At 30.8% G+C, this 26341-nt stretch carries 21 protein-coding genes; 4 read left to right on the top strand and 17 right to left on the bottom strand.

Annotation, left to right across the window (positions count from 1 at the left end):
- Window positions 1-302: 302 nt before the first annotated feature.
- Together LGK97_RS00790 and LGK97_RS00795 are read right to left on the bottom strand one after the other, a co-directional pair.
- A complete protein-coding gene (locus LGK97_RS00790) occupies window positions 303-725 on the bottom strand; it encodes a GNAT family N-acetyltransferase (RefSeq protein WP_226257829.1) in 423 nt (140 codons plus the stop codon).
- Window positions 726-829: 104 nt separating this feature from the next.
- Window positions 830-1519, bottom strand: coding sequence for a cyclic nucleotide-binding domain-containing protein (locus tag LGK97_RS00795; RefSeq protein ID WP_226257830.1), 690 nt, complete (start codon window positions 1517-1519; stop codon window positions 830-832).
- Window positions 1520-1655: 136 nt separating this feature from the next.
- Here LGK97_RS00795 and LGK97_RS00800 point away from each other — a divergent pair, with 136 nt between their 5' ends.
- Window positions 1656-2345 carry a YjjG family noncanonical pyrimidine nucleotidase gene (locus tag LGK97_RS00800; protein ID WP_226257831.1) on the top strand — a complete coding sequence of 230 codons (690 nt, stop codon included), beginning with the start codon at window positions 1656-1658 and terminating at the stop codon, window positions 2343-2345.
- Between the two features lie 75 nt (window positions 2346-2420).
- On the opposite strand, the gene hfq is transcribed toward LGK97_RS00800, so the two are convergent.
- The 5 genes from hfq to miaB all read right to left on the bottom strand — a co-directional run bounded on the left by hfq (window position 2421) and on the right by miaB (window position 9923).
- On the bottom strand, window positions 2421-2654 hold the full coding sequence (hfq, locus tag LGK97_RS00805) for an RNA chaperone Hfq (protein ID WP_226257832.1): 234 nt from the start codon (window positions 2652-2654) through the stop codon (window positions 2421-2423).
- A 201-nt stretch (window positions 2655-2855) separates the two neighbouring features.
- Complete coding sequence (miaA, locus tag LGK97_RS00810; RefSeq protein WP_226257833.1) at window positions 2856-3812, bottom strand: tRNA (adenosine(37)-N6)-dimethylallyltransferase MiaA; 957 nt, start codon at window positions 3810-3812, stop codon at window positions 2856-2858.
- Between the two features lie 14 nt (window positions 3813-3826).
- The gene (gene mutL, locus LGK97_RS00815) at window positions 3827-5755 is read right to left on the bottom strand and encodes a DNA mismatch repair endonuclease MutL (protein ID WP_226257834.1); all 1929 of its coding nucleotides are present in this window, start codon (window positions 5753-5755) and stop codon (window positions 3827-3829) included.
- Window positions 5756-5779: 24 nt separating this feature from the next.
- Window positions 5780-8485, bottom strand: a complete 2706-nt coding sequence (gene mutS / locus LGK97_RS00820) for a DNA mismatch repair protein MutS (RefSeq protein WP_226257835.1) — start codon at window positions 8483-8485, stop codon at window positions 5780-5782.
- A gap of 112 nt (window positions 8486-8597) precedes the next feature.
- On the bottom strand, window positions 8598-9923 hold the full coding sequence (miaB, locus tag LGK97_RS00825; RefSeq protein WP_226257836.1) for a tRNA (N6-isopentenyl adenosine(37)-C2)-methylthiotransferase MiaB: 1326 nt from the start codon (window positions 9921-9923) through the stop codon (window positions 8598-8600).
- A 173-nt stretch (window positions 9924-10096) separates the two neighbouring features.
- Here miaB and LGK97_RS00830 point away from each other — a divergent pair, with 173 nt between their 5' ends.
- Window positions 10097-10255, top strand: a complete 159-nt coding sequence (locus tag LGK97_RS00830) for a hypothetical protein (RefSeq protein ID WP_226257837.1) — start codon at window positions 10097-10099, stop codon at window positions 10253-10255.
- A 128-nt stretch (window positions 10256-10383) separates the two neighbouring features.
- Window positions 10384-11694, top strand: coding sequence for a pyridoxal phosphate-dependent aminotransferase (locus tag LGK97_RS00835; protein ID WP_226257838.1), 1311 nt, complete (start codon window positions 10384-10386; stop codon window positions 11692-11694).
- Between the two features lie 37 nt (window positions 11695-11731).
- Here LGK97_RS00835 and LGK97_RS00840 read toward each other — a convergent pair whose 3' ends face one another.
- From LGK97_RS00840 to LGK97_RS00870, 7 genes are all read right to left on the bottom strand, one after another.
- Window positions 11732-12628, bottom strand: coding sequence for a GNAT family N-acetyltransferase (locus LGK97_RS00840; protein ID WP_226257839.1), 897 nt, complete (start codon window positions 12626-12628; stop codon window positions 11732-11734).
- 60 nt (window positions 12629-12688) lie between these two features.
- Window positions 12689-14338, bottom strand: a complete 1650-nt coding sequence (locus LGK97_RS00845; protein WP_226257840.1) for a 4-hydroxy-3-methylbut-2-enyl diphosphate reductase — start codon at window positions 14336-14338, stop codon at window positions 12689-12691.
- A 26-nt stretch (window positions 14339-14364) separates the two neighbouring features.
- Window positions 14365-15027, bottom strand: coding sequence for a (d)CMP kinase (cmk, locus tag LGK97_RS00850; protein WP_226257841.1), 663 nt, complete (start codon window positions 15025-15027; stop codon window positions 14365-14367).
- A 15-nt stretch (window positions 15028-15042) separates the two neighbouring features.
- A complete protein-coding gene (locus LGK97_RS00855; protein ID WP_226257842.1) occupies window positions 15043-16269 on the bottom strand; it encodes an NAD(P)/FAD-dependent oxidoreductase in 1227 nt (408 codons plus the stop codon).
- A 280-nt stretch (window positions 16270-16549) separates the two neighbouring features.
- Window positions 16550-17902, bottom strand: a complete 1353-nt coding sequence (gene gdhA, locus LGK97_RS00860) for an NADP-specific glutamate dehydrogenase (RefSeq protein ID WP_226257843.1) — start codon at window positions 17900-17902, stop codon at window positions 16550-16552.
- A gap of 178 nt (window positions 17903-18080) precedes the next feature.
- Window positions 18081-18959 carry a MurR/RpiR family transcriptional regulator gene (locus LGK97_RS00865; RefSeq protein ID WP_226257844.1) on the bottom strand — a complete coding sequence of 293 codons (879 nt, stop codon included), beginning with the start codon at window positions 18957-18959 and terminating at the stop codon, window positions 18081-18083.
- A 268-nt stretch (window positions 18960-19227) separates the two neighbouring features.
- Window positions 19228-19938: a pseudouridine synthase gene (locus LGK97_RS00870; protein ID WP_226257845.1), complete on the bottom strand. Its 711-nt coding sequence runs from the start codon at window positions 19936-19938 to the stop codon at window positions 19228-19230.
- A gap of 301 nt (window positions 19939-20239) precedes the next feature.
- On the opposite strand from LGK97_RS00870, the gene LGK97_RS00875 reads away from it, so the two are divergent.
- Window positions 20240-21340: an iron-containing alcohol dehydrogenase family protein gene (locus LGK97_RS00875; protein WP_226257846.1), complete on the top strand. Its 1101-nt coding sequence runs from the start codon at window positions 20240-20242 to the stop codon at window positions 21338-21340.
- A 35-nt stretch (window positions 21341-21375) separates the two neighbouring features.
- Here the strand turns inward: LGK97_RS00875 and LGK97_RS00880 are convergent, their stop codons facing one another.
- The 3 genes from LGK97_RS00880 to LGK97_RS00890 are packed head-to-tail and all read right to left on the bottom strand — an operon-like array spanning window position 21376 to window position 26340.
- The gene (locus LGK97_RS00880; RefSeq protein WP_226257847.1) at window positions 21376-23388 is read right to left on the bottom strand and encodes a complex I subunit 5 family protein; all 2013 of its coding nucleotides are present in this window, start codon (window positions 23386-23388) and stop codon (window positions 21376-21378) included.
- Window positions 23389-23405: 17 nt separating this feature from the next.
- The gene (locus tag LGK97_RS00885; protein WP_226257848.1) at window positions 23406-24851 is read right to left on the bottom strand and encodes a complex I subunit 5 family protein; all 1446 of its coding nucleotides are present in this window, start codon (window positions 24849-24851) and stop codon (window positions 23406-23408) included.
- A gap of 16 nt (window positions 24852-24867) precedes the next feature.
- On the bottom strand, window positions 24868-26340 hold the full coding sequence (locus LGK97_RS00890) for a complex I subunit 5 family protein (protein WP_226257849.1): 1473 nt from the start codon (window positions 26338-26340) through the stop codon (window positions 24868-24870).
- Between the last annotated feature and the right edge of the window lies 1 nt (window position 26341).

Here is a 26341-nt window from a genome sequence, read left to right on the forward strand (position 1 = left end):
GTCTACTTCTGCCAAACTTTTATACCTTTCCTTAATATTATCACCACATTATTATAAAACAATTTTTCTATTTATTAACTATACCTATTACACTTAAATATATGTCAAAAGAAAGAAAAGATACATTATCATTCCTTTCGCAAACAGTGATTTCACTGTTTGGATAAATCTCCAAGAAAATATATTCACTTTAATATTAACTTTAACAGTGGATTAAAATAAGAATTTAAAATTTAGGAGATGAATGATTATGAAAATATTAAACGTTAATATAATACTTATTGGTGTAAAAATTATATAGTTCAATCAGTAAAACCTTTTATCTTCATTTTTTCTCCATTAACAAATAGTGCCATACCTGTTTTCATTTTTCTGAAGTTCAGCTTTTTATAAAAAATTTCTTTGCCAGGTGAAGCATATAGTATAAAATTGCATTCTGGAATTTGTTTTAATATGCTATCAACAATTGTTGATCCTATCTTTTCACCTTGATATTCGGGCAATACTGCTATATCATAAATTGCAGCTTGGCAAATTCCATCTGAGATTGCCCGGCCAAAACCGATTAGTTTATCATGGTCAAAAGCAAATATAACGGTATGGCTATTCTCAAAAGCCTGCTTATGTACTTTTCCTTCAAAGTAGCTCATTCCAACCTCTTTTAATATCTTAGGTACATCATTCCAATCTACATTTAAACAATTGTATTGAATTTTCAAATCCATCTTATCTCCTCCTTGAAATAGTGATAGAATTTCAATGTATGAATAAATTATAGATGATTACGTTAGGTAATGTGCAACTACTTTCATATTCGCGTTGTGCAACATTAAATTGGCTTTATATTCAAGTTTTTAGAAAGCTCCCGAAGTCTCCCCTCATCTAATATATATATTGTTTTGTTATCACATTTTATAATTGATTTTGATTCAAGTTCTTTAAAGGTTCTATTTAAGTGCCTATAAGTTATTCCTAAGAATTGAGCAATTTCTATAAATGATGAATTTAAAGTAATATAGTTTTTATCTGTTATATGCTCAACTATATAGCTAGATAACCTGTTTATAAGGGGATATACAAAGTTGTATGAACCATTATTAATGTTTGCGTAAAGTTTTTCGCTTAAGGAATCTATTAAATGATGCAAGAACTTTAGATTGTCCAAATAATTTTTTCTAAGTATATCTGAGGGTATTGCTATTAAATAAGTGTCTTCAATTGCATCAATGTCGCATAGTATAGGAATGTTTTTTAAAAGCTCTAAATCTCCAACTGAATTAAATTCTTTATAAAACTTTAAAAGCATTGATTTACCATTTTCAAAAGGGTAAGAAACTTTGATTTTTCCATCTACAAGTAAATAGTAATATTCAAGCTTCGATTCTGCTTCTAATATATATTCCTCTTTTTCATAAAAGTGAAGTTGCGCATATTTTAATATATCTTTATCAAATATATTTTCTATATTATGCTTAACGATATAATGCTTTAAAAGATTACCGCTTAAAATTCTTCTCATAATTTTCTCCTTAGCATGACATATGTCATATATAATTTTATATGAATATTGTAATCTATTTATAAATTATTGTAAACTTTCTTATAAAAAAGTTTTTATGCTATAATTAAAAAAACTAACTAAATGGAGGTATATTATGAAGTACGAGATTATAATATTTGATGCAGATGAGACTTTGTTTGATTTTAAAAGGTCTGAAAGAGACGCTTTTAAAAATGCTGTGCTTGAATTTGATATAGAATATGATGAAAATCATCATTTAAAAATATACCAGGATATAAATACGGCTATATGGAAAGAGTTCGAGGATGGACTTATTACTCAAGAAAAATTAAAGGTAGAAAGATTTAAAAGATTATCAGACAAATTAGATACTAATTTTGATGAAATCCAATTTTCAAAATCATATATGAAGCATTTAGCTAATGCATCCTTTTTATATGATGATAGTATAAGCCTTGTAGAAGGCCTACATAAAGATTATAGGCTTACTATAATTACTAATGGCCTTAAGGATGTTCAAGATAATAGAATAAGAAAATCTATTATCGCAAAGTACTTTGAAGATATAGTAGTATCTGAAGAAGTTTTGGTATCAAAGCCAGATCCTAAAATATTTGAACATGCTTTGAACAATATAAAGCATACTGACAAGGGCAAGGTAATTATAGTAGGAGATAGCTTAACGTCAGATATACAAGGTGGAATAAACTTTGGTATAGATACCTGTTGGTTTAATCCCAATAAAATTATAAACAAAACAGGAATAAATCCTACTTATGAAATTTCTAATTTAATGGAACTTAAGGATATACTTGAAAAGTAGCTATAATCCCCACTATAATAATAAGTCTACAAAATACAAAAACATACCTTAACATGAAAGGTATGTTTTATGACTTTAAGCTTCTTCGTTATTAAATGATATTGGAGTAAATGGAGTTATGGTAGAAATTGCATGCTTATATATCATCATTTGTTTTCCATCACAGTTTAATACTACTGTGAAACTATCAAATCCTGTTACATTACCCTTTAATTGAAAACCATTGGTTAAATGTATGGTAACTGGAATTCTACCCTTCCTTGCGCCGTTTAAAATTATATCCTGTAAGTTATTAGTTGCTTTGCTCATAAGTGCACCTCCATGATTCAATTAGCATTTTAAGAATATTCTATAAAGATTTATAAAATCCTTTTAATTTAACGAAATATTCTAATTTATAATCCTTTTAACGACATTTCAGAAGGAAAGTCTCCACCTTCTATATGTGTGGGGCAACTAACCTATCAAGAGTAAAACTTAAGTGAGAGTCTAAATCTCCTTCTGAAGTCGTTAATATTGCAGCACCGCAGGTGATGATTTTATTGAAGATATTTTACTTATAATATGTTCTACTATTTCATCCTCACTGCTAAACTCATCTTTATTAATCCAATTTATCCTTGAATCTTTTCTGAACCAAGTAAGTTGCCTTTTAGCGTAATTTCTACTCCCTTGTTTTATCATCTCTACAGCTTCATTTAAGGATATTTCATTATTTAAATAATATAGTATCTCTTTATACCCTATCCCCTTCATTGACTGCATATCTGAATTATAGCCCATTTCTTTTAATTTTATAACTTCCTCAATCAAATTATTTTTTATCATTATATCTACACGAGTATTTATTTGATTATATAGTTTTTGTCTATCCATATTTAGTACAAAATAGTATACATTATAAGGTACATCTAAAATATCTTGCTCTGCCGCAAATTCACTCATGGGTCTACCACTGACCTTATATACTTCTAAAGCCCTAATAACTCTTTTTAAATCATTGGGATATAGTTTGTTATAAGATTCTGGGTCTATATCCTTAAGTAATTCATGGACATACTCTTTTCCTTTTGTATCTGCAAGTTTTGTAAGGTCATCTCTATACTCTTCATCTTTATTTGTGGTTGCAAAGTTATAGTTATATATTAAAGAATTTATGTAAAACCCAGTTCCCCCAACTAGCATTGGAAGTTTATTTCTATGAGTAATGGCATCTATAGCAGTTTCAGCTCTTTCTTTAAATTCTGCCACACTAAAATCTTCACTAGGCTCTATTATATCAACCATATGATGAGGAATACCCTTCATCTCTTCCTTTGAAATCTTAGCTGAGCCAACATCCATGGATTTATATATTTGCATTGAATCTGCTGATATAATCTCTCCATTTAGCCTTTGTGCTAGTTTTATAGAAATTCCTGTTTTACCTACTGCTGTAGGACCTGCTAAAATAAATAAATCTTTCATATTTCCACCTTTTTTTACTGTATTCTTTTAAATCTCTTTTCTAATTCATTAAGTGTCATCTTTACTATGGTAGGTCTTCCATGAGGACACGTAAAAGGCTCCTCAATATGCCTTAACTCATTAATCAAACTAGTCATCTCAAGTTCTGAGAGTTGATTATTTGCTTTTATAGCTGCTTTACAGGCAAGGGTAGCTATACGATTATACTTAATTTCTACTGTTTCACCTGACCCCATGTTCTTTAAGTTATCCAATATCTCATTGAAGAGATTTTTAACATCTGGTTTTCCAAGTATGATAGGAACTTCCCTTATACTTATTGTATTTTCTCCAAATTCAATAATTTCAAAACCAACCTTCTTAAACACTGCTTCATTTTCAGTGTAGTAAGCATAATCCTCCTGGCATAGCTCAATCACAACGGATGTCACTAAAATCTGAGACAATACTTGTGCATTTTTTATTTCTTTTTTATACTTCTCAAATAGTATCTTCTCATGTGCTGCATGTTGGTCAATTAAATAAAGCTCATTGTTTACTTCACCTAAGATATATGTCTTATTAAATTGCCCTATAAGTCTAAGCTCCGGAAACTTTGAAATTACAGGTATTCCCTTTGATGATGTAGGATTATCAATGTCATAATTAATTTCATAGCTCTCTTTAAGCTGCATTGGCACACTTTCATCTGATAATTCATTATTATCTTCATTATTAGAAATGCTAGTATACTTATGGTAATTCACAGGTGCATATTGTTCCTTTGTAAAACCTTTCCTATCATTATTCAATGTTTTATAGTTAAAATCTATTGGAATCTGAATACTTTTTTCTAACTCTTCTTTATCTTTTTCATCTATTACTATCCTATTAAAATCATAAATTTCTTTTTTTATAGTATTCTTTTCAATTTCTTTATCCATGTTATTTTCATCTGTTACATTAAAGTTACCTCTTAAACTGTCACCGATTGCAGTATGAACGGCATCAAACACAAGTTTAAATACTGCTTTATCCTGTTGAAACTTAATTTCAGTTTTTTGAGGATGAACATTTATATCTATATACTCCGGAAAAATATCTAAGAATATAACAAAAAAGGGAAACTTATTAACAGTAAGAAAAGATTTAAATGCATTTTCTACTGCTGCGGTAATTAAGCTACTTTTAATATACCTTTTATTAACGAAGATGCTTTGCCTATTTCGACTTCCCCTACTTATCTGTGCATTACCAATATATCCATGAACAGACATTACATCGTTGTAGCGCTCAAAGTTTATAATATTCTCTACAACCTCTTTGCCATATATATATCTAATGGTGTCACTAAGATTTGTTGAGCTATATGTAGATATAACCTTCTTATCGTTACTTAATAGTTTAAAAGAGATTTCATTGTTAGCAAGAGCAAGTCTACCTACAATATCTGATATTAAAGCGGCTTCCCTTTGAGGTGTTTTAAGGAACTTTTGTCTTGCAGGCACATTAAAAAACAGATCTTTAACCTCTATTGTTGTGCCAACATTGCACCCTACGTCTTTAATATGCAGTATATCTCCTGAAGACTTAGATATCTCTTTGCCAACAGGTGATTCTTTAGTTCTGCTACTTAATGTACTGCGGGATACTGAAGCAATACTAGGTAATGCTTCTCCCCTAAAGCCCAAAGTATGTATATTATAAATATCTTCAACATATTTTATTTTGCTTGTAGCATGAGGCAAAAATGCCTTTTCTATATCATCTTCATGTATTCCATAGCCATCGTCAATTACCTTTATACTACTTTGACCACCATCAATAATCTCTACAATAATATTTTTAGCACCAGCATCTATGCTATTTTCCACTAACTCCTTTACAACTGAGGAAGGGCGTTCTACCACCTCCCCTGCAGCAATCTTATTGGAAGTTTCAACTTCTAACATATTGATTCTCATGATAACTCACATCCTTTGCTACCTTTATAGCAATTTAGCTCTTTTAATTAAATCATATAGTTTATTAAACCCATCTATAGGCGTAAGATTTAGAATATCTATATTTTTAATTTCCTTTAACATATTATCCTTTTCTATGTCTGTAAAGTTAATTTGTATAACTTCGTCTTTTACAATATTAGTTTGAGAAGTACAAGTTATAGCAACTTCTTTTTCATGAACAAAATCAATAGACTTTTTATCATTTTTAACGCTTTCTTTATTGGTAATGTTATTATTTGGAACTTTATTATAAACTAAATCCAGCTCTGTAGTATTATTAAAATTCTCTAGTGTCTCTAGGATTTCATTAGCTCTTTCTATTACATCTTTAGGTAGGCCTGCAAGCTTTGCAACCTCGATTCCATAGGATTCATCAGCTCCACCAGGTACAATCTTTCGAAGGAACACAATTTCATTTTCAATTTTTCGTACATCTACAGAATAATTTTTAACTCCTTTAATTATTCCTTCAAGCTTTGTTAGCTCGTGATAATGAGTAGCAAATAATGTTTTACTTCTTAAACTTGCATTCTTACACATATACTCAATTACTGACCAAGCAATGCTGAGTCCATCGTAGGTACTAGTACCCCTACCCACTTCATCAAGTAAAACAAGGCTTTTGTTTGTTGTATTCTGCAATATATTGGATACTTCCCACATCTCTACCATAAAGGTACTCTTACCACCAGCAAGATCATCTGAAGCTCCAATTCGTGTAAATATTTTATCACATATAGATATATCTGCGGATAAGCAAGGAACAAAACTTCCTATTTGAGCCATAATAGTTATTAGAGCAACTTGGCGCATATATGTAGACTTACCTGCCATATTTGGGCCAGTTATTAATAGGAGCTGATCATCTTTTGTATCCATATATGTGTCATTTTCAATGAAAGTGTTTGTAGGTAGCATTTTCTCAACTACAGGGTGCCTTCCCCCTTTAATATTAAGGATACCTTTAGTATTTATTTTAGGTTTATTATAATTGTTTTCTATAGCAATTGTGCTTAAAGAGCTTAAACAATCGATTTCTGATATTAGTTTCGCAGTATTTTTCATTCTGTCTATGTGATTTTCAATCTCTTCTCGTATACCAGTAAATACTTCATACTCAATGCTTACTAACTTTTCTTCTGCTCCTAAAATCTTTTCTTCCATTTCCTTAAGTTCAGGGGTTATGTATCTCTCTGCATTAGACAAGGTTTGCTTTCTTATATACCTTCCCTCGGGAATAGATGCAATATTGGATTTTGTTATTTCAATATAATAACCAAATACTCTGTTATATCCTACTTTTAACGACTTTATTCCAGTTATGCTTTTTTCATCATTTTCTAATGTTGCTATCCATTCCTTGCCATGTGCTTTAGCAAGACGCAACTCATCTATTTCACTATTTAAGCCTGCTTTGATAATATTCCCCTCTTTAATAGAGATAGGCGGATTTTCAATTATAGACTTATCTAAGGTATTATATATATCCTCTAAGTCATCTAGCTCTAAATATATTTTTTTCATTAACTTACTATTGAGTGCTGACAAAATAGATTTGAGCTTTGGTATCTTCTCTATAGAGCATTTAAGAGACATCAGTTCTTTTGCATTAACATTTTTCGAAGAAATCTTTCCTACAAGTCTTTCTATATCATAAATATCTGTAAGTACGTCTTTTAGATCTTCGTGGCAGGATATATTACTTTTTAATTCTTCTACCCCTTCCAATCTCTCCTCTATTAAACTCTTATTAATTAAAGGTTGTTCTAACCACTTACGGAGCCTTCTAGCTCCCATAGCAGTATTAGTTCTATCTAATACCCAAAGCAGGGAACCTCTCTTAGTTTTATCTCTTAATGTTTCTGTTAGCTCTAAGTTTCTCCTGGAATTTGCATCTAAACTTACATAATTAAAAATACTATAATATTCTATAGTGTCTATGTGAGACAGTGAATTCCTTTGTGTATCCATAATATAACTAAGCAGCCCAAAAACACTGCTTAGTAAAGTTTGTGACAGTGTGACCTCTGAAAAATTATGAAATTGATTTTTTATTAAAGTATCATCTTTCATAACAAAGAAGTCTCTTTTGTAAGCAGAATAGGATACATTAAATCTTTCTTTTGTAGCCTTTAATATATCTTCTGGCATTTCCTCTGATATAATAATCTCTTTTGGGCTAAACTTTGATATTTCATCTAGTATAGTAACTAGGCTTAGATTAGTGTCCGTACAACTAAATTCACCTGTTGACACATCACAAAAACACATTCCACAAAAGTTAGTTTCATTGTCAATAAATAGACTCATTATATAATTATTCTTACTTTCTTCTAAAAAGTTAGAATCAGTGTAGGTACCTGGTGTAACTATTTTGATAATATCTCTTTTAACTATACCTTTTGCAAGTGCTGGATCTTCTACTTGTTCACATATAGCAACCTTATATCCTTTTGAAATTAGCCTGCCTATGTAGTTATTTGCAGCATGATAAGGTATCCCACACATAGGTGCCCTTTTTTCAAGTCCACAATCACGCCCTGTAAGCACTAGTTCTAATTCTTTGGATGCAACCTCCGCATCTTCAAAAAACATTTCATAAAAGTCACCTAATCTAAAAAACAATATGCAATCCGTACATTTGTCTTTTATTTCAAAATATTGTACCATCATCGGAGTTAATGCCAATTGTATTGCCCCCTTGCTTTTCTGTTCATGTAGGTAACATTGTAATTGTTACCTACCCTACACCTGTTAAATCATCACCTGCGGTGCTGCAATATATCTTGAAAAGTGTAATTTATATTTCTTCACCTATGAGTGAAAAAGAGAATGCCTTTGTTATTTGAACAGATACCAGTTCTCCTATAGCCTTACTGTTGCCATCAAAGTTTACCAGTTTTCCAGTTCTAGTTCTTCCCATTAATTTGCTCTCGTCATTTTTACTAAAACCCTCAACTAACACTTCTACAATCTTTCCCTCATATTCTTTGTTTTTCTCTGCACAAATTCTATTAACAACTTCAACTAATCTATTAAATCTCTCATGCTTAACATCTTCTGGTATTTGATCTAATCTTTCATCTGCAGGAGTTCCTTTCCTTTTAGAGTAAATATACATAAAGGCTAAATCAAATCTTACTTCTTCCATAAGACTTAGAGTTTCTGCAAAATCTTCCTCTGTTTCTCCTGGGAATCCAACAATTATATCTGTGCTTAACCCAACATCTGGCATTGTCTTTCTAATGTTTTTAACTAATTCCAAATACTGAGCTCTATCGTAATGTCTATTCATTTTATTTAAAAGGTTCGTTGAACCTGATTGTACTGGCAAGTGAATTTGCTCACAAAGTTTCTCACCTTCAGCGATTACTTCTATTGCCTCTAAAGATAAATCCTTTGGATGAGATGTCATAAATCTTATTCGCTCTAAATTCTCAATAGTGTTAATTCTTCTAAGTAATTCTGCAAAGTCTATTTGCGGAATTAATCCCTTTCCGTAAGAGTTAACATTTTGGCCAAGTAAAGTTATTTCTTTGTAACCTTGTGCAACCATAGTTTCTATTTCAGCTATGATATCTTCTGGATTTCTACTTCTTTCTCTTCCACGCACATATGGTACTATGCAATAAGTACAAAAATTATTGCAGCCATACATAATAGTAACAAACCCTTTTATGCTACTTTCCCTATCTATTGGAATTCCTTCCACAATGTCTTCTTCTTTATCCCAAATTTCAACTATAGATGAATCTCCACCTTGTATTCTTTTTAAGTACTCTGGAAATTTATAAGCATTATGTGTTCCAATAATAATATCTACAAAGGGAAATTTAGTTATTATATGTTTTGCCATACCTTCTTGCTGCATCATACATCCAGTAACAGCTATTATAAGGTTTGGATTTTCCTTTTTTAAAGTTTTTAAAGCCCCTATGTTCCCGTCAGCCTTTTGCTCTGCATTCTCTCTTACACAACAAGTATTAAATATAATTATATCAGCAGTTTGTTTATCTGAAGTTTTTTTATAACCCATAGGTATTAGTAAACCAGATAACTTCTCGGAATCCTCCTCATTCATCTGACAACCCCATGTTTCTATATAATATTTAAGTATTTCATTCATTAGTTTATTCTCCTTTATAAAAAAGTATTATCACTTGTCTATTATATATAATATACTAGTTTTTTAAAAGGCATTTTTACTATTTGAACATATTTAGATTTAAAATTCATTTTTTTTAGTTTTTATATTAATTTTCTGTTTTTAGGGTAAGCTATCAAAGAGGAGTGATTATAATGTATGATGCGAAAAAAAATGAGAATCTTGTCAATAAACAATTACAATATGACTGTATAGTTGATCGAAGCTATTTTTATATGTGCAAGCATAGTAATATGGTCGATATAAAAGTATCTTATGTACCTGTTGAAACTATAATAAGAGAATTCAAATAACTTTTAGTTATTTGAATTCTCTTATTATAGTCCATATTCCACTATCTAATAAGGGTTTTAGTATGATATAATATTATAAGAGTATAGATATTTTATAAATTATAATTATATTTTTAGGGGGTATTTTTATGAACAAACCAGTAATGTCAGAACATTTCAAAAAAAGGATGCCATCAGATGTTAGACTTGGACAGATCAAATTTGGGGAACGTAAAATTAAACCTGCATTAGTTAATGTAGCAATTGGAAATGTTTCACTTCCAACAAACCCTGCTATGCAAAAAAGGATGTTTTCGTTGGATGCACCTGAAAGCCCATTTGCAAAAGGTGTTGTAAGATATTCAGGCACTGCTGGTGTAGACGAGGCTCAAGAAGCATTTAAAAACATTCTAAGATGCGAAGGTTTTGATACTAGTAAGTTATTCGTTCAGGTAACCGATGGTGGTTCAACTGGTATGGAGCTGTTATTACTGGGTGTTTGCGGAGATGCAGGCACTAATGATAAACCTCTTATGATGATTGACCCAGCCTATACAAATTATATTGCTTTCGCAGAAAGAGTGGGACGTAAAACTGTTACAGTAAAACGTAATTTAGGCGATGATGGCAAGTTCAGCCTTCCAGAGATGGACAAGATTGAAGAAACCATTAAAAAGCATAATCCTGGTGCACTTCTTGTAATACCATATGACAATCCTACAGGACAGCTCTACGATTACGCAACGCTTAAAGATCTTGCTAAACTATGTGTAAAATATAATATGTGGATGATCAGTGATGAAGCTTATCGTGAACTGTATTATACTGATAGTAGCCTTGTAAGCATCTGGGGAATCACTAATGCAGATGTACCTGGCATAGAAGGTAGGAGAATAAGTATAGAAACCGCATCAAAAGTATGGAGTGCCTGCGGTTTAAGAATAGGAGCTTTAATAACTGATAGTGAAGAATTCCATACACAGTCAGTAGCTGAATATACTGCTAACCTTTGCGCAAATGTAATCGGTCAGTATATCTTCGGAGCACTTGCTCATGAAAGCAAAACGCAGATTAATGAATGGTGCGATGGTATTCGTGAGTATTACAAAAAAATTATGTTTAAATTCTATAACGGCGTGAAGGAACTAGACCCTGGTCTGATTGTTTCTAGCCCTGATTCCGCTATATATTCAGTAATTGACGTTAGAAATGTTGTAAAGCCAGGATTTGATTCAGTGGACTTTGTTATGTACTGCGCAAATGAAGGCTCAGTGGACTTAAATGGAGTGGAAACAACTCTTTTAGTAGCACCGATGAAAGGTTTCTATGATATTAAACCAAGTGAATTTAATCCAGGAAGCACTCAGATGCGTATCGCATTTGTAGAAACTCCAGAAAACATGGAAAAGGTTCCTGAGTTATTCGTAAAGCTTTTAAATAAGTATGAAGCAACACGCTAAATAAATAATCAACATAAAAGAGTAGCTAGATTATAATTCATCTAGCTACTCTTTTATGTTTTTCAAAGGAATATAATTCACTTTTAACTTCAAACCCCAAAGAAAGATACAAATTTAAAGCAGGCGTATTACTAGAGTCTACTTTTAAAGATACTTTTTTAAAGTCATTATCCATAGCCAAATTAAGCAAATAACCTAATAGTACTTTACCATATCCCTCTCTTTTATACTTTCCTATAATTCCAAAGTTTACTATACTTGCAACATTATCTTCAACAATAATTTGTCCATATCCAATTGGTTCACCATATAGATTAATAAATACTGAGGCATCATTTAAGTAGTATCCTTGAGCTTCATCAAAATAGATATCTTCAACGTTTATTGGTATTCTGTTATTACTTTTAAATATCTCGTTTTGAACATTGCATCGTAGCTCTTCATCTTTATTCTTCTCTATTATAGAAAAAGTAACATCTTTAGGCACATCAACCTTTTTATATTCTGCACATTGTTTTTCAAGTTCAATAATTCCCTTAGTTTTCTTGAATTCTAACTTATTTAATATATCTTCATTTACATCATTACTTATACATTCATAGGTTATTAACTTACTGTTAGCAATAGGACTAATTAAAGTTCTGTAACCATTAACTAAATCATCGCCACTTACTACATTTATTGAATTAATGGAACTATAATCTTTACTATGCTTCTCAAACCATATGTAACCTATATAATTACGTTCTAACCTCTCTCCTTTTTCTTCAAATAATAGTTTTACATTTTTTCTTAAAAATATTTTCTGAAGAATGTTACTATTATCATAGTCCTTAAAAAAATTCTTGTTAGATAAGCTAAATACAGTGTTATATTGATTAATTTTTCTGAAACTGTTAATGCTTTTCAAAGTTAAGTTTGCTAATTTATACATTTAGATTTACTCCATTAATTATTATTTTTAGGTTTGATTAATTATAACCTTATTATAATATTACACTTCAATAACTTGTTTTATGCTTAAAGATATCTTTTTCATTTCTTCATTTACTTCTACTATTTTAGCTTTTACTTCTTGACCAATCTTCAAAATATCACTTATTTTTTCAATATGTTTATGGCTTATTTCAGAAATATGAATCAATCCATCTACTCCGGGTTCTAGTTCAACAAAAGCTCCAAAATTAGTAAACCTAACCACCTTGCATCTAACAATGCTCCCCAATGGATATTTATCTAATAAATCTATCCATGGGTTTTTAATAAGTTTTTTCATACTTAAAGATAACTTCTTATTTTGTTTATCTACCTCTAATATATAAACCTTTATTACATCGCCTATATGTAAATAGTTACTAGGTTTGTTAACATTGGCCCAGGAAATCTCAGAAACATGTATTAATCCATCTATGCCATCAACTGATACAAAGGCTCCAAAGTCAGTTAACCGTTTTACAATAGCTTCTACAATCTGTCCTTTCTCTAAATCATCCCAAACTTTTAACTGCTTTTCTTCTAGTTTCTTTTGCAATATTAGTCTTCTAGAACCAACAATCTTCACATTTCGGTTACTATCATCAAATTCTATTATTGTAACCTCGAGTTCTTTTCCTAGATAACTATCTAAATTCTCTACGTAGTCTAATTCTATATGTGACGCAGGCACAAAAACCCTTAATCCTTTTAAACTACATATCAATCCACTATTTACAACCTCTTTAACTATAACCGAAATTGGATTTTTACTTTCAAATGCTTCTTTAAGTAATTTTGTTGGATTTTCTTCTTTAGTTAAATAAGTATTGTCATTCATTTTTGAAATTGCCTCCTTAATAATCCAATCTGGCGTTGAAGCCCCTGCTGTAACTCCTATACTTCTAATTCTTTCACTTTTTATAAAATCATCTGGAATACCTAATAAATTTTCTACATGTATTGTATTTTCACAACTTTTCTTACATATCTCATAAAGCTTTGTAGTATTAGAACTATTAAAACCCCCAATAACAACCATAGCATCAACTTTTTTTGAGAGTTCTTCTGCAGATTCTTGACGCACTTGCGTTGCACTGCAAATAGTATTAAATGCAACTATTTCTTTACTGTTACTTATAATCTTAGCTAATACTTCTTCCCAGGTAGATTCTCTTTCAGTTGTTTGAGATACTACACATACCTTTCTTGGTACGTTTACAACTTCCTCACCACTCTTAAATATTAATGCTGAATCATCACACCAGCCATTAATCCCAATAACTTCAGGGTGATTTTTATCTCCTACAATAATTATGCCGTATCCTAACTTGTAGTATTTCTCCACCTTCTTGTGAATGTTTTCTACGTAAGGGCATGTAGCATCTACTATATTAAAGTTATTTTTCTTTAAAAAATTTAATGTTTCTTCCGATACTCCATGTGATCTAATAATAATAGTATCATTTTCTTTTAGGCATGAAACGCTATCAAGTTCTATAGGAAATATTAAGTTTTCTTTTAGGAAATCCACCACATCATTGTTATGGATAAGTGGTCCTAATGTGTATACTTTACTATTATATTTTTCTTTCATGGTTAAAGCTATATCTACTGCTCTTTTAACTCCAAAACAAAAACCAGCACTAGAAGCAAGTGTTATTCTATCCATACTGTTACCTCCTTAAATAAGGTACATTAGTTGGTTTTACTCTTTGAATTAATATACCCTACAATTGTTTCAACTACTCCATCAATATCTAAAGCAGAAGAATCTATTTCTATAGCATCGCACGCCTTAACTAAAGGAGTAATCTCTCTATGAGTATCAATATAATCTCTTTTTACAATTTCACTTAAAATGGTATTGTAATCAACTTCTATACCTTTAGATTTTAATTCTTCATATCTTCTCTTTGCCCTCTCTTCACTGCTAGCAGTTAAGTAAAATTTAAAGGGTGCATCTACAAGGACGACAGTTCCTATGTCTCTTCCATCCATAATCACATTAAACTTTTTAGCTATGTTTTGTTGTAGTCTAACAAGAATTTCTCTTATTTCAGGTACAGCTGCATATCTTGAAACATTATTGCTTATAATTGGCATATTTATAATATCCGTCAAATCTTCCTTATTAACAAATAAATGATCCTCTTCAAAATGCATCTCCAAAGATTCCACTATTTTAACTAATTCAGCTACCTGTTTTTCTGATACATTTGCATCCATTGCCTTTAGCGTAACCGCTCTATACATTGATCCTGTGTTAATATACATAAGGTTGAATCTCTTACCTATTATTTTAGCTATTGTACTTTTTCCTGCACCTGCAGGTCCATCTATTGCAACAGAAATGTCCATTTAATTTTTTCCTCCCTAATCCTCTCCTACATTCGTTCCGGCCAAATATCCCGTTGATAATGCTATTTGTAGGTTATAACCACCTGTATATGCATCTACATCTATCATTTCACCTGCAAAATAAAGATTATCTATAACCTTTGATTTCATAGAAGATGCATCTATTTGTAGTGTATCAACTCCACCACTAGTTATAATAGCTTCGTCTATTGGACGAAGTCCCTTTATGGTAAGCGGCAAGTTTTGAAGTAAGCTTACTAATGTTTTTCTTTCTTCTTTGGTAATAGAGTTTACTTGTTTATTCTCATCTATATTTGATAACTGAATTATTGTATTAATCAACTTGCTAGGAAGCAAATCATTCAATGAGTTTTTAAAAGTTTTATTTGCATATTTTAAGAAATCACTTTGAATTCGCTTATCAAGTTGTATTTCACTTAAAGCTGGTTTTAAGTTTATGAAAGCTTTAAATTTTTCTTCTGATTTTACGAAACTACTAGCACTTAAAACAATAGGCCCTGAAACGCCATAATGAGTAAAAAGCATTTCTCCAAATTCTTTATATATACTTTTATTTTTGCTATTAACAATTTTAAGTTCTACATTTTTTAAGGACAGACCCTGCAAATCTTTAATCCACTCTTCTTCAATTTCAATGGGAACCAACGAAGGCTTAGGTTTAATTATATCATGTCCAAGCATCCTTGCATAAGTTAATCCTTCACCTGAGGAACCCGTTTGAGGATATGATAATCCACCAGTACATAATATGAAATAATCCCCATATTCACTAGTGCCATCAGCAAGTTCCACTCCAAGGATATGCTGATTATTTCTAATTATTTTTTTCACCTTTGAGTTTAACTCTACTCTAACATTTTTATTATGTAATTCTGTAGTAAAAGCCTTTATAATATCTGAAGACTTATCTGACTGTGGAAATACCCTATCTCCTCTTTCAACTTTAAGGTCAACTCCTAGCGCTTTAAAGAAGATCATTGTATCTTCATTAGTAAAAGAATATAAGGAACTATATAAGAAATGAGGATTACATGGTATATGTTCAAAAAAATCACCAATATCCTTGCCATTTGTAATATTACATCTACCCTTGCCAGTTATAAAAAGTTTTCTTCCTAATTTTTCATTTTTCTCAATGAGTACCACCTCATGTTTAGATGAAGCCGAAATAGCTGCCATCATACCTGCAGGTCCTCCTCCAATAACAATAACTTTTGCCACCAAATCACTCCCTTATAATACTTACTATTATAATTTAATATATTACCTAAATTTATTCAACCTTATTTAAAAATAAATAAAGTAATTTAACTAAATTCCCGTTTCTATTGTAACACATAGCTTAATATTAGTGCCACCCACGTGGCACGTGGCAAGTGGCAAAAGTGACAACCTATAGCGTATAGATTTTATCCACAGTAACTTCCGCACGCTGTTTCCTATGTAATTAAAAAAAGAGAACCCTAATTAAAGGATTCTCTTTAAAATATTTATTTTAAAATTAATAATTTCCTTGAGCGTGCATAGCTTCTGCAACTCTAGCAAATCCTGCAATATTAGCTCCAGCAACTAGATTGTATCCAAATCCAAAGTTTTCTGATGCATTTTTACAGTTGTTATATATATTAACCATAATTCCATGTAATTTAGCATCAACTTCTTCAGCTGACCATGATAATCTCATGCTGTTTTGGCTCATTTCAAGTGCTGATGTAGCAACTCCGCCTGCATTTGCAGCCTTAGATGGACCTACTTTAAGTCCTTTTTCTAAGAAGTACTCAACTGCTTCATTAGTACAAGGCATGTTAGCTCCTTCACAAACCATTTCTATTCCGTTTGCAACTATTTGTTTAGCATGCTCAATATGAATATCGTTTTGAGTTGCACATGGTATTACTATGTCAACTTTTACACCCCATGGCTTTTCTCCAGCGTGGAATTCACAACCATACTTATCAGCATAGTCCTTAACTCTTGATCCCTTGTTTACACGTAACATTTCAACTAAGTAATCAATTTTCTCACCAAGTACTCCAGCTGGATCATATATGTATCCGTCTGGACCAGAAAGTGTTACTACTTTACCACCTAAATCTTGAACCTTTTTACAAAGTCCCCAAGCAACATTACCAAAACCTGAAGAAGCTACTGTTTTACCTTTGAAGTCTGTTCCTTCATGTTTAAGCATTTCTTGACAGAAATAAGCTATACCAAAACCTGTAGCTTCTGGTCTTACTAAACTTCCACCATATGATAATCCTTTTCCTGTAAGAACTCCATTATCAAAAGATCCTCTAATTCTTCTATATTGTCCATATAAATAACCAATTTCTCTTCCGCCAACACCAATATCTCCAGCTGGAACGTCAACATTTGGTCCTATATGTCTGTAAAGTTCAGTCATAAAGCTTTGACAGAATCTCATTATCTCAGCATCTGATTTTCCTTTTGGATCAAAATCAGAACCACCTTTACCTCCACCTATTGGAAGTCCAGTTAATGAGTTCTTTAATATTTGTTCAAATCCTAAGAATTTAACTATTGAAACGTTTACTGAAGGATGAAATCTTAATCCACCTTTAAATGGTCCTATGCATCCGTTAAATTGTACTCTAAATCCACGGTTAACTTGTGTAACACCTGCATCATCAACCCATGACACTTTAAACATAATTTGTCTTTCTGGTTCACAGAATCTTTCTAGGATATTTGCGTCCATATACTCTGGGTGTTGTTCTAGAACTGGTGCTAAAGATCCTAATACCTCTTCAACTGTTTGTAAAAACTCAGGCTCATTTGCATTTCTTTTTTTAACATTTTCTAATACCTGTTGAATATAAGCTTTAGTTTCCATAAATTATACCCTCCTAAAAATGAATGATTTATTTCATTTTAATATGCAAATGCATACTAAATTGCTTTACACTATACTATATTCTATATACTTTCCATTATTCCTTCTTTATATTTAAAATTTATTTTTATTTTTTTAATAAAGAAGTAAGCATTTACATAAAGATAATTTGTTAAAATTATCTTTCATCTTTATCTTTATAGGAATAAACTTCATATTCTTCCCATATTTCTTCCAGCGCAGTAAATGTGCTTGAAATTTTCTCTTTTTCTCTTAAGCCAACAGCAATAATCAATGCATTTATTACACTAAGTGGTGCTACTAATGAATCAACAAAAGATGCCATATTACTTTGAGCTATTAATGTACTATCCGCCTTAGCTGCAAGTGGAGACAATAGACTATCTGTAATTGCTACAACATCGGCATTTCTACTTTTAGCAAAGGCTAAAGCTTCGATTGTTCTTGCCGCATATCTTGGAAACCCTATTCCAATAACTACATCATGCTCGGAAACATTAATCATTTGTTCAAATATATCACTTACACCATATGCAACAACCTTAACATTATCTAAAATAAGATTTAAATAAAAGGCTAAGAATTCTGCTAGTGCTGATGAACTCCTAAGTCCGATTATATATATCTTTTTGGCTTTAAATAGTGAATTTACTACATCATCAAAGGTTTTATGATTAATTTTTTCAAGAGTGGCTCTAATGTTTTCCATATCAGCCTTTAAAACACCCTTTAATGCATTTTCTTGAGTAATAAAATCATTAGATAATTCAATTCTTTGAACAGTGGTCAATTTGTTTTTGATTAATTCTTGAAGTGATTTCTGAAGCTTTGGATAACCACTAAACCCTAGTTCATTAGCAAATCTTACAACCGTAGATTCACTTACACCTACACTTATTCCTAACTTTGCTGCCGTCATAAAAGCTGCCTTATCATAATGTTTTAAAATATATTCTGCTATTAATTTTTGACCTTTACTTAAGCGTGGAAACTTGATTTGAATAGCCCTCATTAAATCTTGTTTGTTATTTTCCATAATCAACTCAATCCTTTCTATATTAATTCAAGCAAATGAAATAAAAATGTTCAATAAATGATAAAATGAAATATTTATTTCATTTTATCATTTATTGAACACAACTTCAATAAATTATTCATTTTTTACAATATTTTTTCTATTGTTAGTATAAATTGATAAATCGCCTTACCAATCTTTGATATTTTATTACTTTAGTACACAGTCAGTGCATAATTACTCTTATAAACTTAGCATTTATATTTCTACAGTAAAATAGATTCATAATTTATAAATTCTTTAAATATTCTACCTCTTTATTGGTTAGATTTCTCCATTTTCCTTTTTCTAAATCACCTAAAAGTATTTCACCCACAGAAACTCTTCTTAAGTTAATAACAGAATGATCTATAGCATCACACATCTTCCTTATCTGTCGATTCTTACCTTCATGTATAGTTATTTTAGCACTGCAATTTACTCCCACTCTTTTTAAAACTTGAAGGTCTGCCTCTGCTGTTATATATCCGTCAATATCAACGCCATTACAGAATTTAGAGATTTCTTCATCTGTTGGTAAACCCTCTAGCAAAGCCATATAAACTTTATTTATTACCTCTCTTGGGTGAATTACTTTATTGTATATATCACCATCATTAGTTAGTATAATTAAGCCAGATGTTTCATAGTCTAATCGTCCTATAGGATATATACGCTCTTTCACTTCTACTAAATCTAAAATAGTTTTTCTACCCTTTTCATCCTTTACAGTAGATACTATTCCTTCTGGTTTATTTAATGCAATGTATACTTTATTTTCTTCTAAACTAATTATTTTATTATCTACGTAAACCTTATCTATGTCAGGTTCAACTTTATACCCAAGCTCTACAACAAGTGAATCATTTACCTTTACCCTTCCCATAGTAATAAATTCTTCGCATTTTCTTCGTGAAGCCACACCACATCTTGCCATAAATTTTTGTAATCGTTCTTCCACTATACCACTTCCTAATGTTATTTTAGATATTAAGTAAATTTATAAATCAGTTTTTATTAAGATTTATATAAGTATACTATAAAAAAATCATTTGCAGTAAATTTTATCTTATTTTTATAATACTATTAATAAATTAAATATACTTCAAATGCTTTTGAAATATATTTCCTTGGAAATATATGTAATACATTTTAGTTTTATTATCACTACCGAAAAATAGGCTTAATGTTATAATGTATAGTGTACACTATAAAAGAAAATAATAACTCACTTAAACTTGCATCAAAGAGGAGGAAAAATCATGGATTTTATAAACTACTATATGCCAACAAGGTTCTTATTAGATAAGGATGTAATAATAAACAATAGTATGCTATTTGCTACTTATGGAGAAAAAGCTTTAATTATAACAGGCAAGACTTCATCAATTGTAAACGGATCATTAAACGATGTTACAAATGCATTAAAAAAAGAAGGAATTAGCTATGATATCTTTAACCATGTGGAGGAGAACCCATCATTACAAACAGTAGAAAATATAGCAGAGCTAGGGAGGACAAAAAAGTCCAATTTTATTATTGGAATTGGTGGTGGCTCTCCAATCGATGCTGCAAAGGCAGCTGGAATATTAATTAATAATCCTACAGCTACAAGAAATAGCTTATTTAATAGTCCACATTTAAAATCATTACCAGTTATTGCAGTTCCAACCACAGCAGGAACTGGCACTGAAACAACCCCCTATGCTATACTTACTGATGACCACGCCCAAACAAAGAGAGGTATATGTCAAAAGGTATTTCCGGAAATTGCTTTCCTAGATGTGAAATATCTAATGTTCTTACCTGACGATATAACTATAAATACTTCAGTTGATGCATTATCACACTTAATAGAAGGTTACTTATCTTCTAATGCAAATACCTTAAGCGATGCACTAGCTGAAAAAGGCTTGAAATTATTTGGTGAATGTCTAACTATGCTAAAAGAAAAAGACTTTTCCTACCATATAAGAGAAAAGCTAATGGTAGCATCTACTATAGCTGGTATGGTAATCTCACAAGCCGGTACATCTCTTCCACATGGAATGGGATATCCTCTTACATACTTTCACAATGTACCACACGGAAAAGCTAATGGCGTACTTTTAAAGTCATACTTAGAGTTTTGTGCTGATGGAAATAAAGTTAGAAAGATTTTATATTTATTAACATTAGAGAACTTAGATGAGCTTGGTGATTTTTTAAACTCTATGCTTGGGCATGTAAATAGTGTGAGTTATAAGGACCTATGTTCATATACTGATAAAATGGCCATAAATAGTGATAAATTAAAAAACCATCCGGGTGTTGTAAAAAGAGAAGATATCCTTAAAATTTATAATGATAGTTTGAAATTATAAACTTTCTAATAATAACCATTTTTCAATCTTCTCTTTTAAAATATTAAAAATAATAGGCATAATATGAGTAGGATTCCAAATATAAATAGTGAATAAGTTAAACTATTCATATTATGAGCTATTTCTTCCGCTCTCTCTTTGATATTTACTATTCCTCTACTTTCTTCATGATTACTTATTTCTCGTTTAGCAATATCCTTAATCTTAAATAAATTAATAATTCCACTTCTCATTCCTGTTAATATAGACTTTCCATAATTAATTTCCATTTTACTAATTGATTCAATGCCGTTAACTACAAAAGTAACACTATTAACTACTGCACCATCAATGATACGAAAAATAGCTGAGCTAATAAAAATTATTCCCTTCCCTAAAGGCCTATATATATGCTTCTCTAAGCTTATCCAATTTAAAGTTGGATTAACATAATACCAATCATCGCCTTCACCTTTTTTTAAAACTCCTCGTATAAATACCATATAAATTAATACACCAATTAATATTATAACCATGGAGCTTTTAATGTTATTAAAAGTGTAGAAACTTACTGCTAAAGTGCTTGGATTTCCAAAGGGTTTTAACGCTTTATCTAACACATGTAAAACCACATTAGGATTAAATCCAATATAAATGCTCATTACACTAAATATAACCATTGGTAAAAGGGCTCTTTTGCTTATCCTTGCATTTACCTTTTCAATATCATGATTACTTTTTTCTATAAATACAGCTACAAATATTTTCATCAAATAAGCTACGGTAAAACTACTACTTATTACAAACACAATTTCGCATATTTTAAAAAATGCACCCTCATACATATGCCTCGCTTCAATAATTGCCTCATGTAACATAGTTTTACTGGTAAATCCATTGAAACCAGGCATTCCTATAACCGATAGAACTCCTATAAAAAATATTATCTTTAATACATGTTTCTTAATCCCAAAACCACCAATTTTATTTATGCTAAGCTCATTTAGTACCAAATATATAGTTCCTGTACCCATAAATAGTAAAGCTTTAAAAATACCATGATTTATAACATGATACAAAGTACCGTAAATAGCTATAGTTCTATGCTCTTTCAAAATTCCTATGAGTCCTATTCCAACAAGAATATAACCAATTTGACTCATGCTACTGTATGCAAGTATTCTCTTTACATTTCTTTGCATCATGGCTAGAAACCCACCAATAAACATATTTAAAAAACCTATTATTAAAATAATAATAGATATTATAAAATCTCCATTCATAATCACTTCAATCGTTAATATGATTCCAAATATCCCCGTTTTAGCTAAAATCGCAGATAGTACAACAGTTGCAGGTGTTGGCGCTGCAGGGTATGCCTTTGGTAGCCATATGTGTAATGGTACCATCCCTGCTTTTACACCAAATCCTATAATCATTAAAGCTACAATAAGATACTTTATATCTCCTAAACTACTTACTGCAACTCTAAGCTCACTGATATCTAATGTTTGAGTATAATTATATAGCAAAAATAATCCCATAAGCAGTATAAGTCCACCGGTAACTGCCATTATAATATAAGTATTGCCTGCATCATGGGAGTAATCATCCTCATCGTTAATTACTAATGCATAGGATGTAAAAGACATAATTTCAAAGAATGTAAATAAATTTAAAAAATTTTCAGATATAAAAATTCCAATAGTACTTGCTAGGGTTAGCATAAAAAATAAATAATATCTATTCCTATTTTTATAATTTATTAAATACTGTGTTGAATACAATGTAGTTAAGAACCACACCATAGTTGTAAGCCAAACAAAGATATACCTAAACATATCTAATTTTAAATGAACACCAGTACCCATAACATAAGGTATTGATAGCTCTATAGGACTTGATGCAACATATTTATACAGTATAGATGTTGTAGCAAATACAAGGGCTGTCATTACAATATTAAAAATGTCCCTATATCTTTCATTTTTCCTACCTATAATATAACCCAGGAAAGAACCAATTAATGGAGCTATCAAAATGAATAGTAAATACATGGTTGATTTCAATATAATTTCCTCCTTTCTTACAATACCTCGCTAGCAATTTTCTGTATAAATGAGATAACCATATTAGGAAATAATCCAAGCAAAACAACTAGGATGGTTATCATAACTATCGGTATTAACATTTTTATTGGCGCTTCCTTAACTATAGTGTTTTCTCCTTTTTTAAAAAAAGCTTCTGTTATAACTGGAAGAAGATATAAAGCAGTTAATAATGCACTAAAAAGCAATATTGCAGGAAAAATCATTTTTCCAGATGTAAGTCCACCTTGAGCTAAATACCACTTACTAACAAAACCGTTTGTTGGGGGGATTCCAATTAATGATATAGAAGCTATAGCAAAGCATCCCATTGTTATTGGCATCTGTTTGCCAATACCTCTAATCTGGCTAATATCTGTTTTGTGTGTGGTGTACATTATGGCTCCAACACAGAAAAAAAGAACAATTTTAATTACTGCATGATTAATTAAATGAAGGAGACTTCCCACAAATGCCTCTTCATTTAAAAGAACTATACCCAGTAGTACATATCCTAATTGACTAATGGTTGAGTAAGCCAATCTCTTTTTCAAATTTTCTTGATGAAGTGCTAAAAATGAACCCATTAAAATTGAAAGTGCTATGAGAATACTCAAAAATACATTTACGTGAAGCTGCTTAATTATTTCTGCTCCAAAGATAAAATAACTCATCCGTATAATAGCAAAGATCCCTGACTTCACAACTGCAACCGCATGAAGAAGTGCGCTAACTGGTGTTGGTGCAACCATTGCTGCTGGTAACCATGAATGAAAAGGCACAAGAGCAGCTTTAACTCCAAACCCTAAAAACATAGAAGCATAGCTAATTATATATATGTTTCTATTATCATTTGTTAGTGCTGATAAAATACCATGAGCATTAAAGGTTGTATCCTTAGTAACACTAAATAATAAAATCATTCCAAGCAAAACCAACGTAGCACCTACAAAAGAGTATATTAGATATTTTTTTCCGCTTTTTAGTGCTTCTTTTGAATCTGTATGTATTACAAGGGGAAAAGTTGATAGAGTAAGAAACTCATAAAAAGCATACAGTGTTATAAGATTTCCTGAAAAAGCAATTCCCATGGTTACTCCAAGTGTTGCAAGAAAAAAAATGAAAAATCTTTTTTCCTTTCCTTCGTGCTTCATATATTCCATGGCATAGAAAGCAGTAAATATCCATAAAATTGCAACCAACAAAGAAAAAAGTATACTTAACTTATCTATTCTAAAAGAAATATCTAAGAATTCATTTAATTTAAATAGATGAACTCTACTTTCCCCAAATAAATAAGATATAATAATTAGAAAAATTAAATTTAATATAACACCTATGCTGACAAAAATATTTCTTTGCTTTTCATCAAATTTTATAGTTGCTATAAGTATCGCCAATATAAATGGAAATACAATGGGGAGTATTATTATGCTATTATTCAATTTATAATTTCCTCCTCTACTTAAGTCCTAAACTAATTAGATTTATAATGCCTCTGGATGCCACTCCCACGTAAATCATGGAAAACATCAGAAAAATTACTGGCATTAATTCTTTTAACGGTTTGCTTTTAGATTTATATACTTTACCTTCCAAATTTTCTTCTCCAAAAAAACCATTTATAACAATGGGAAAATAATATACTGCATTTAACAAACTACTAAGCAATATAACTAGGATTAAAATTATATCTCCAGCTGCTATAGATGCTAAGGATAAATGCCACTTACTTATAAACCCAGGCAACACTGGAATTCCTATCATAGATAACGCACCTATAGAAAATAGTCCTAAGGTTATTGGCATTTCTTTCCCTATTCCCTTTAGCTTTTCTAAGCTTTTATGTCCTGTTTGTTCTATCATTGACCCTACTGATAAAAATAGGGCTGATTTAGTTAGAGCGTGTCCGATAATATGAAATATAGCAATTGAAACTCCTGCATGTGTTCCAAGACCTATTCCTAAAAATATATATCCCATTTGGGCCACAGTAGAATAGGCGATAACTCTTTTTATATCCTTTTGAAATATTGCAAAAATCGAACCCATTATCATACCTAAACTACCTAGCACTAACATAATATTCAAGACTCCAAAGTGATTAAGCATCTTTATTCCAAAAACTCTATATAGTATCTTAATCAAAAGCAATACAAAAGCCTTTAAGACTAATGATGATAAAATCGCACTTGAGGAGCTAGGTGCACTTGAATGAGCATCTGGAAGCCAGTTGTGCAGTGGAAACATCGCACTTTTAACTCCTAGACCAACAATAAATAAAACTATAGCAATTAGTACTGCATTTGGATAATTTAAATGAATTTTAATTAATTCTTCATGTATATAGTTTATGTTTAAATGCCCAGTCATTGAATATAAATAGGCAATTCCCATAAGTACAAGACCCGATCCTAAACAGCTCATAATCAAATATTTTATAGTTGCTTTTATATTTTCTTTTTTGTCTTTAACAATAATAGTACCGCAGGATGCAAGGGTTCCCACTTCTATAAATACAAAACAGTTAAATAAATCATTAGAATATACCACTCCTAATAAAGAACCTATTAAAATATTTATAAGTAAATAATATAAAGCTAGCCTCGATTGTTTAATTTCCTTTTCTATACTATAAATTGAATACCAAATTATCATAAGTGCAACAAAGGTAAAAAGGACTCCCATCATAGCTTCAATTATTCCAATTCGAAACTCAATGCCATAAGGCGCATTAAAATGACCAATTCTATACAAATATTCTCCCTTATTAATAACAAACTTTAAATTAACTATTGCTAAAATCATTACAAAAGTCATTGATACTAAACTAATACCCTTAACAACCTTTGTGTTTCTAATAAGTGGCATCATAAATGCCGTAATAAATAAAATCAATATAGTAGCAAGTGGAAAACTTTCAATTAGGCTCATT

Origin of the sequence: Clostridium sp. CS001 (assembly GCF_020443565.1) — a bacterium.
Classification (GTDB): domain Bacteria; phylum Bacillota; class Clostridia; order Clostridiales; family Clostridiaceae; genus Clostridium_AD.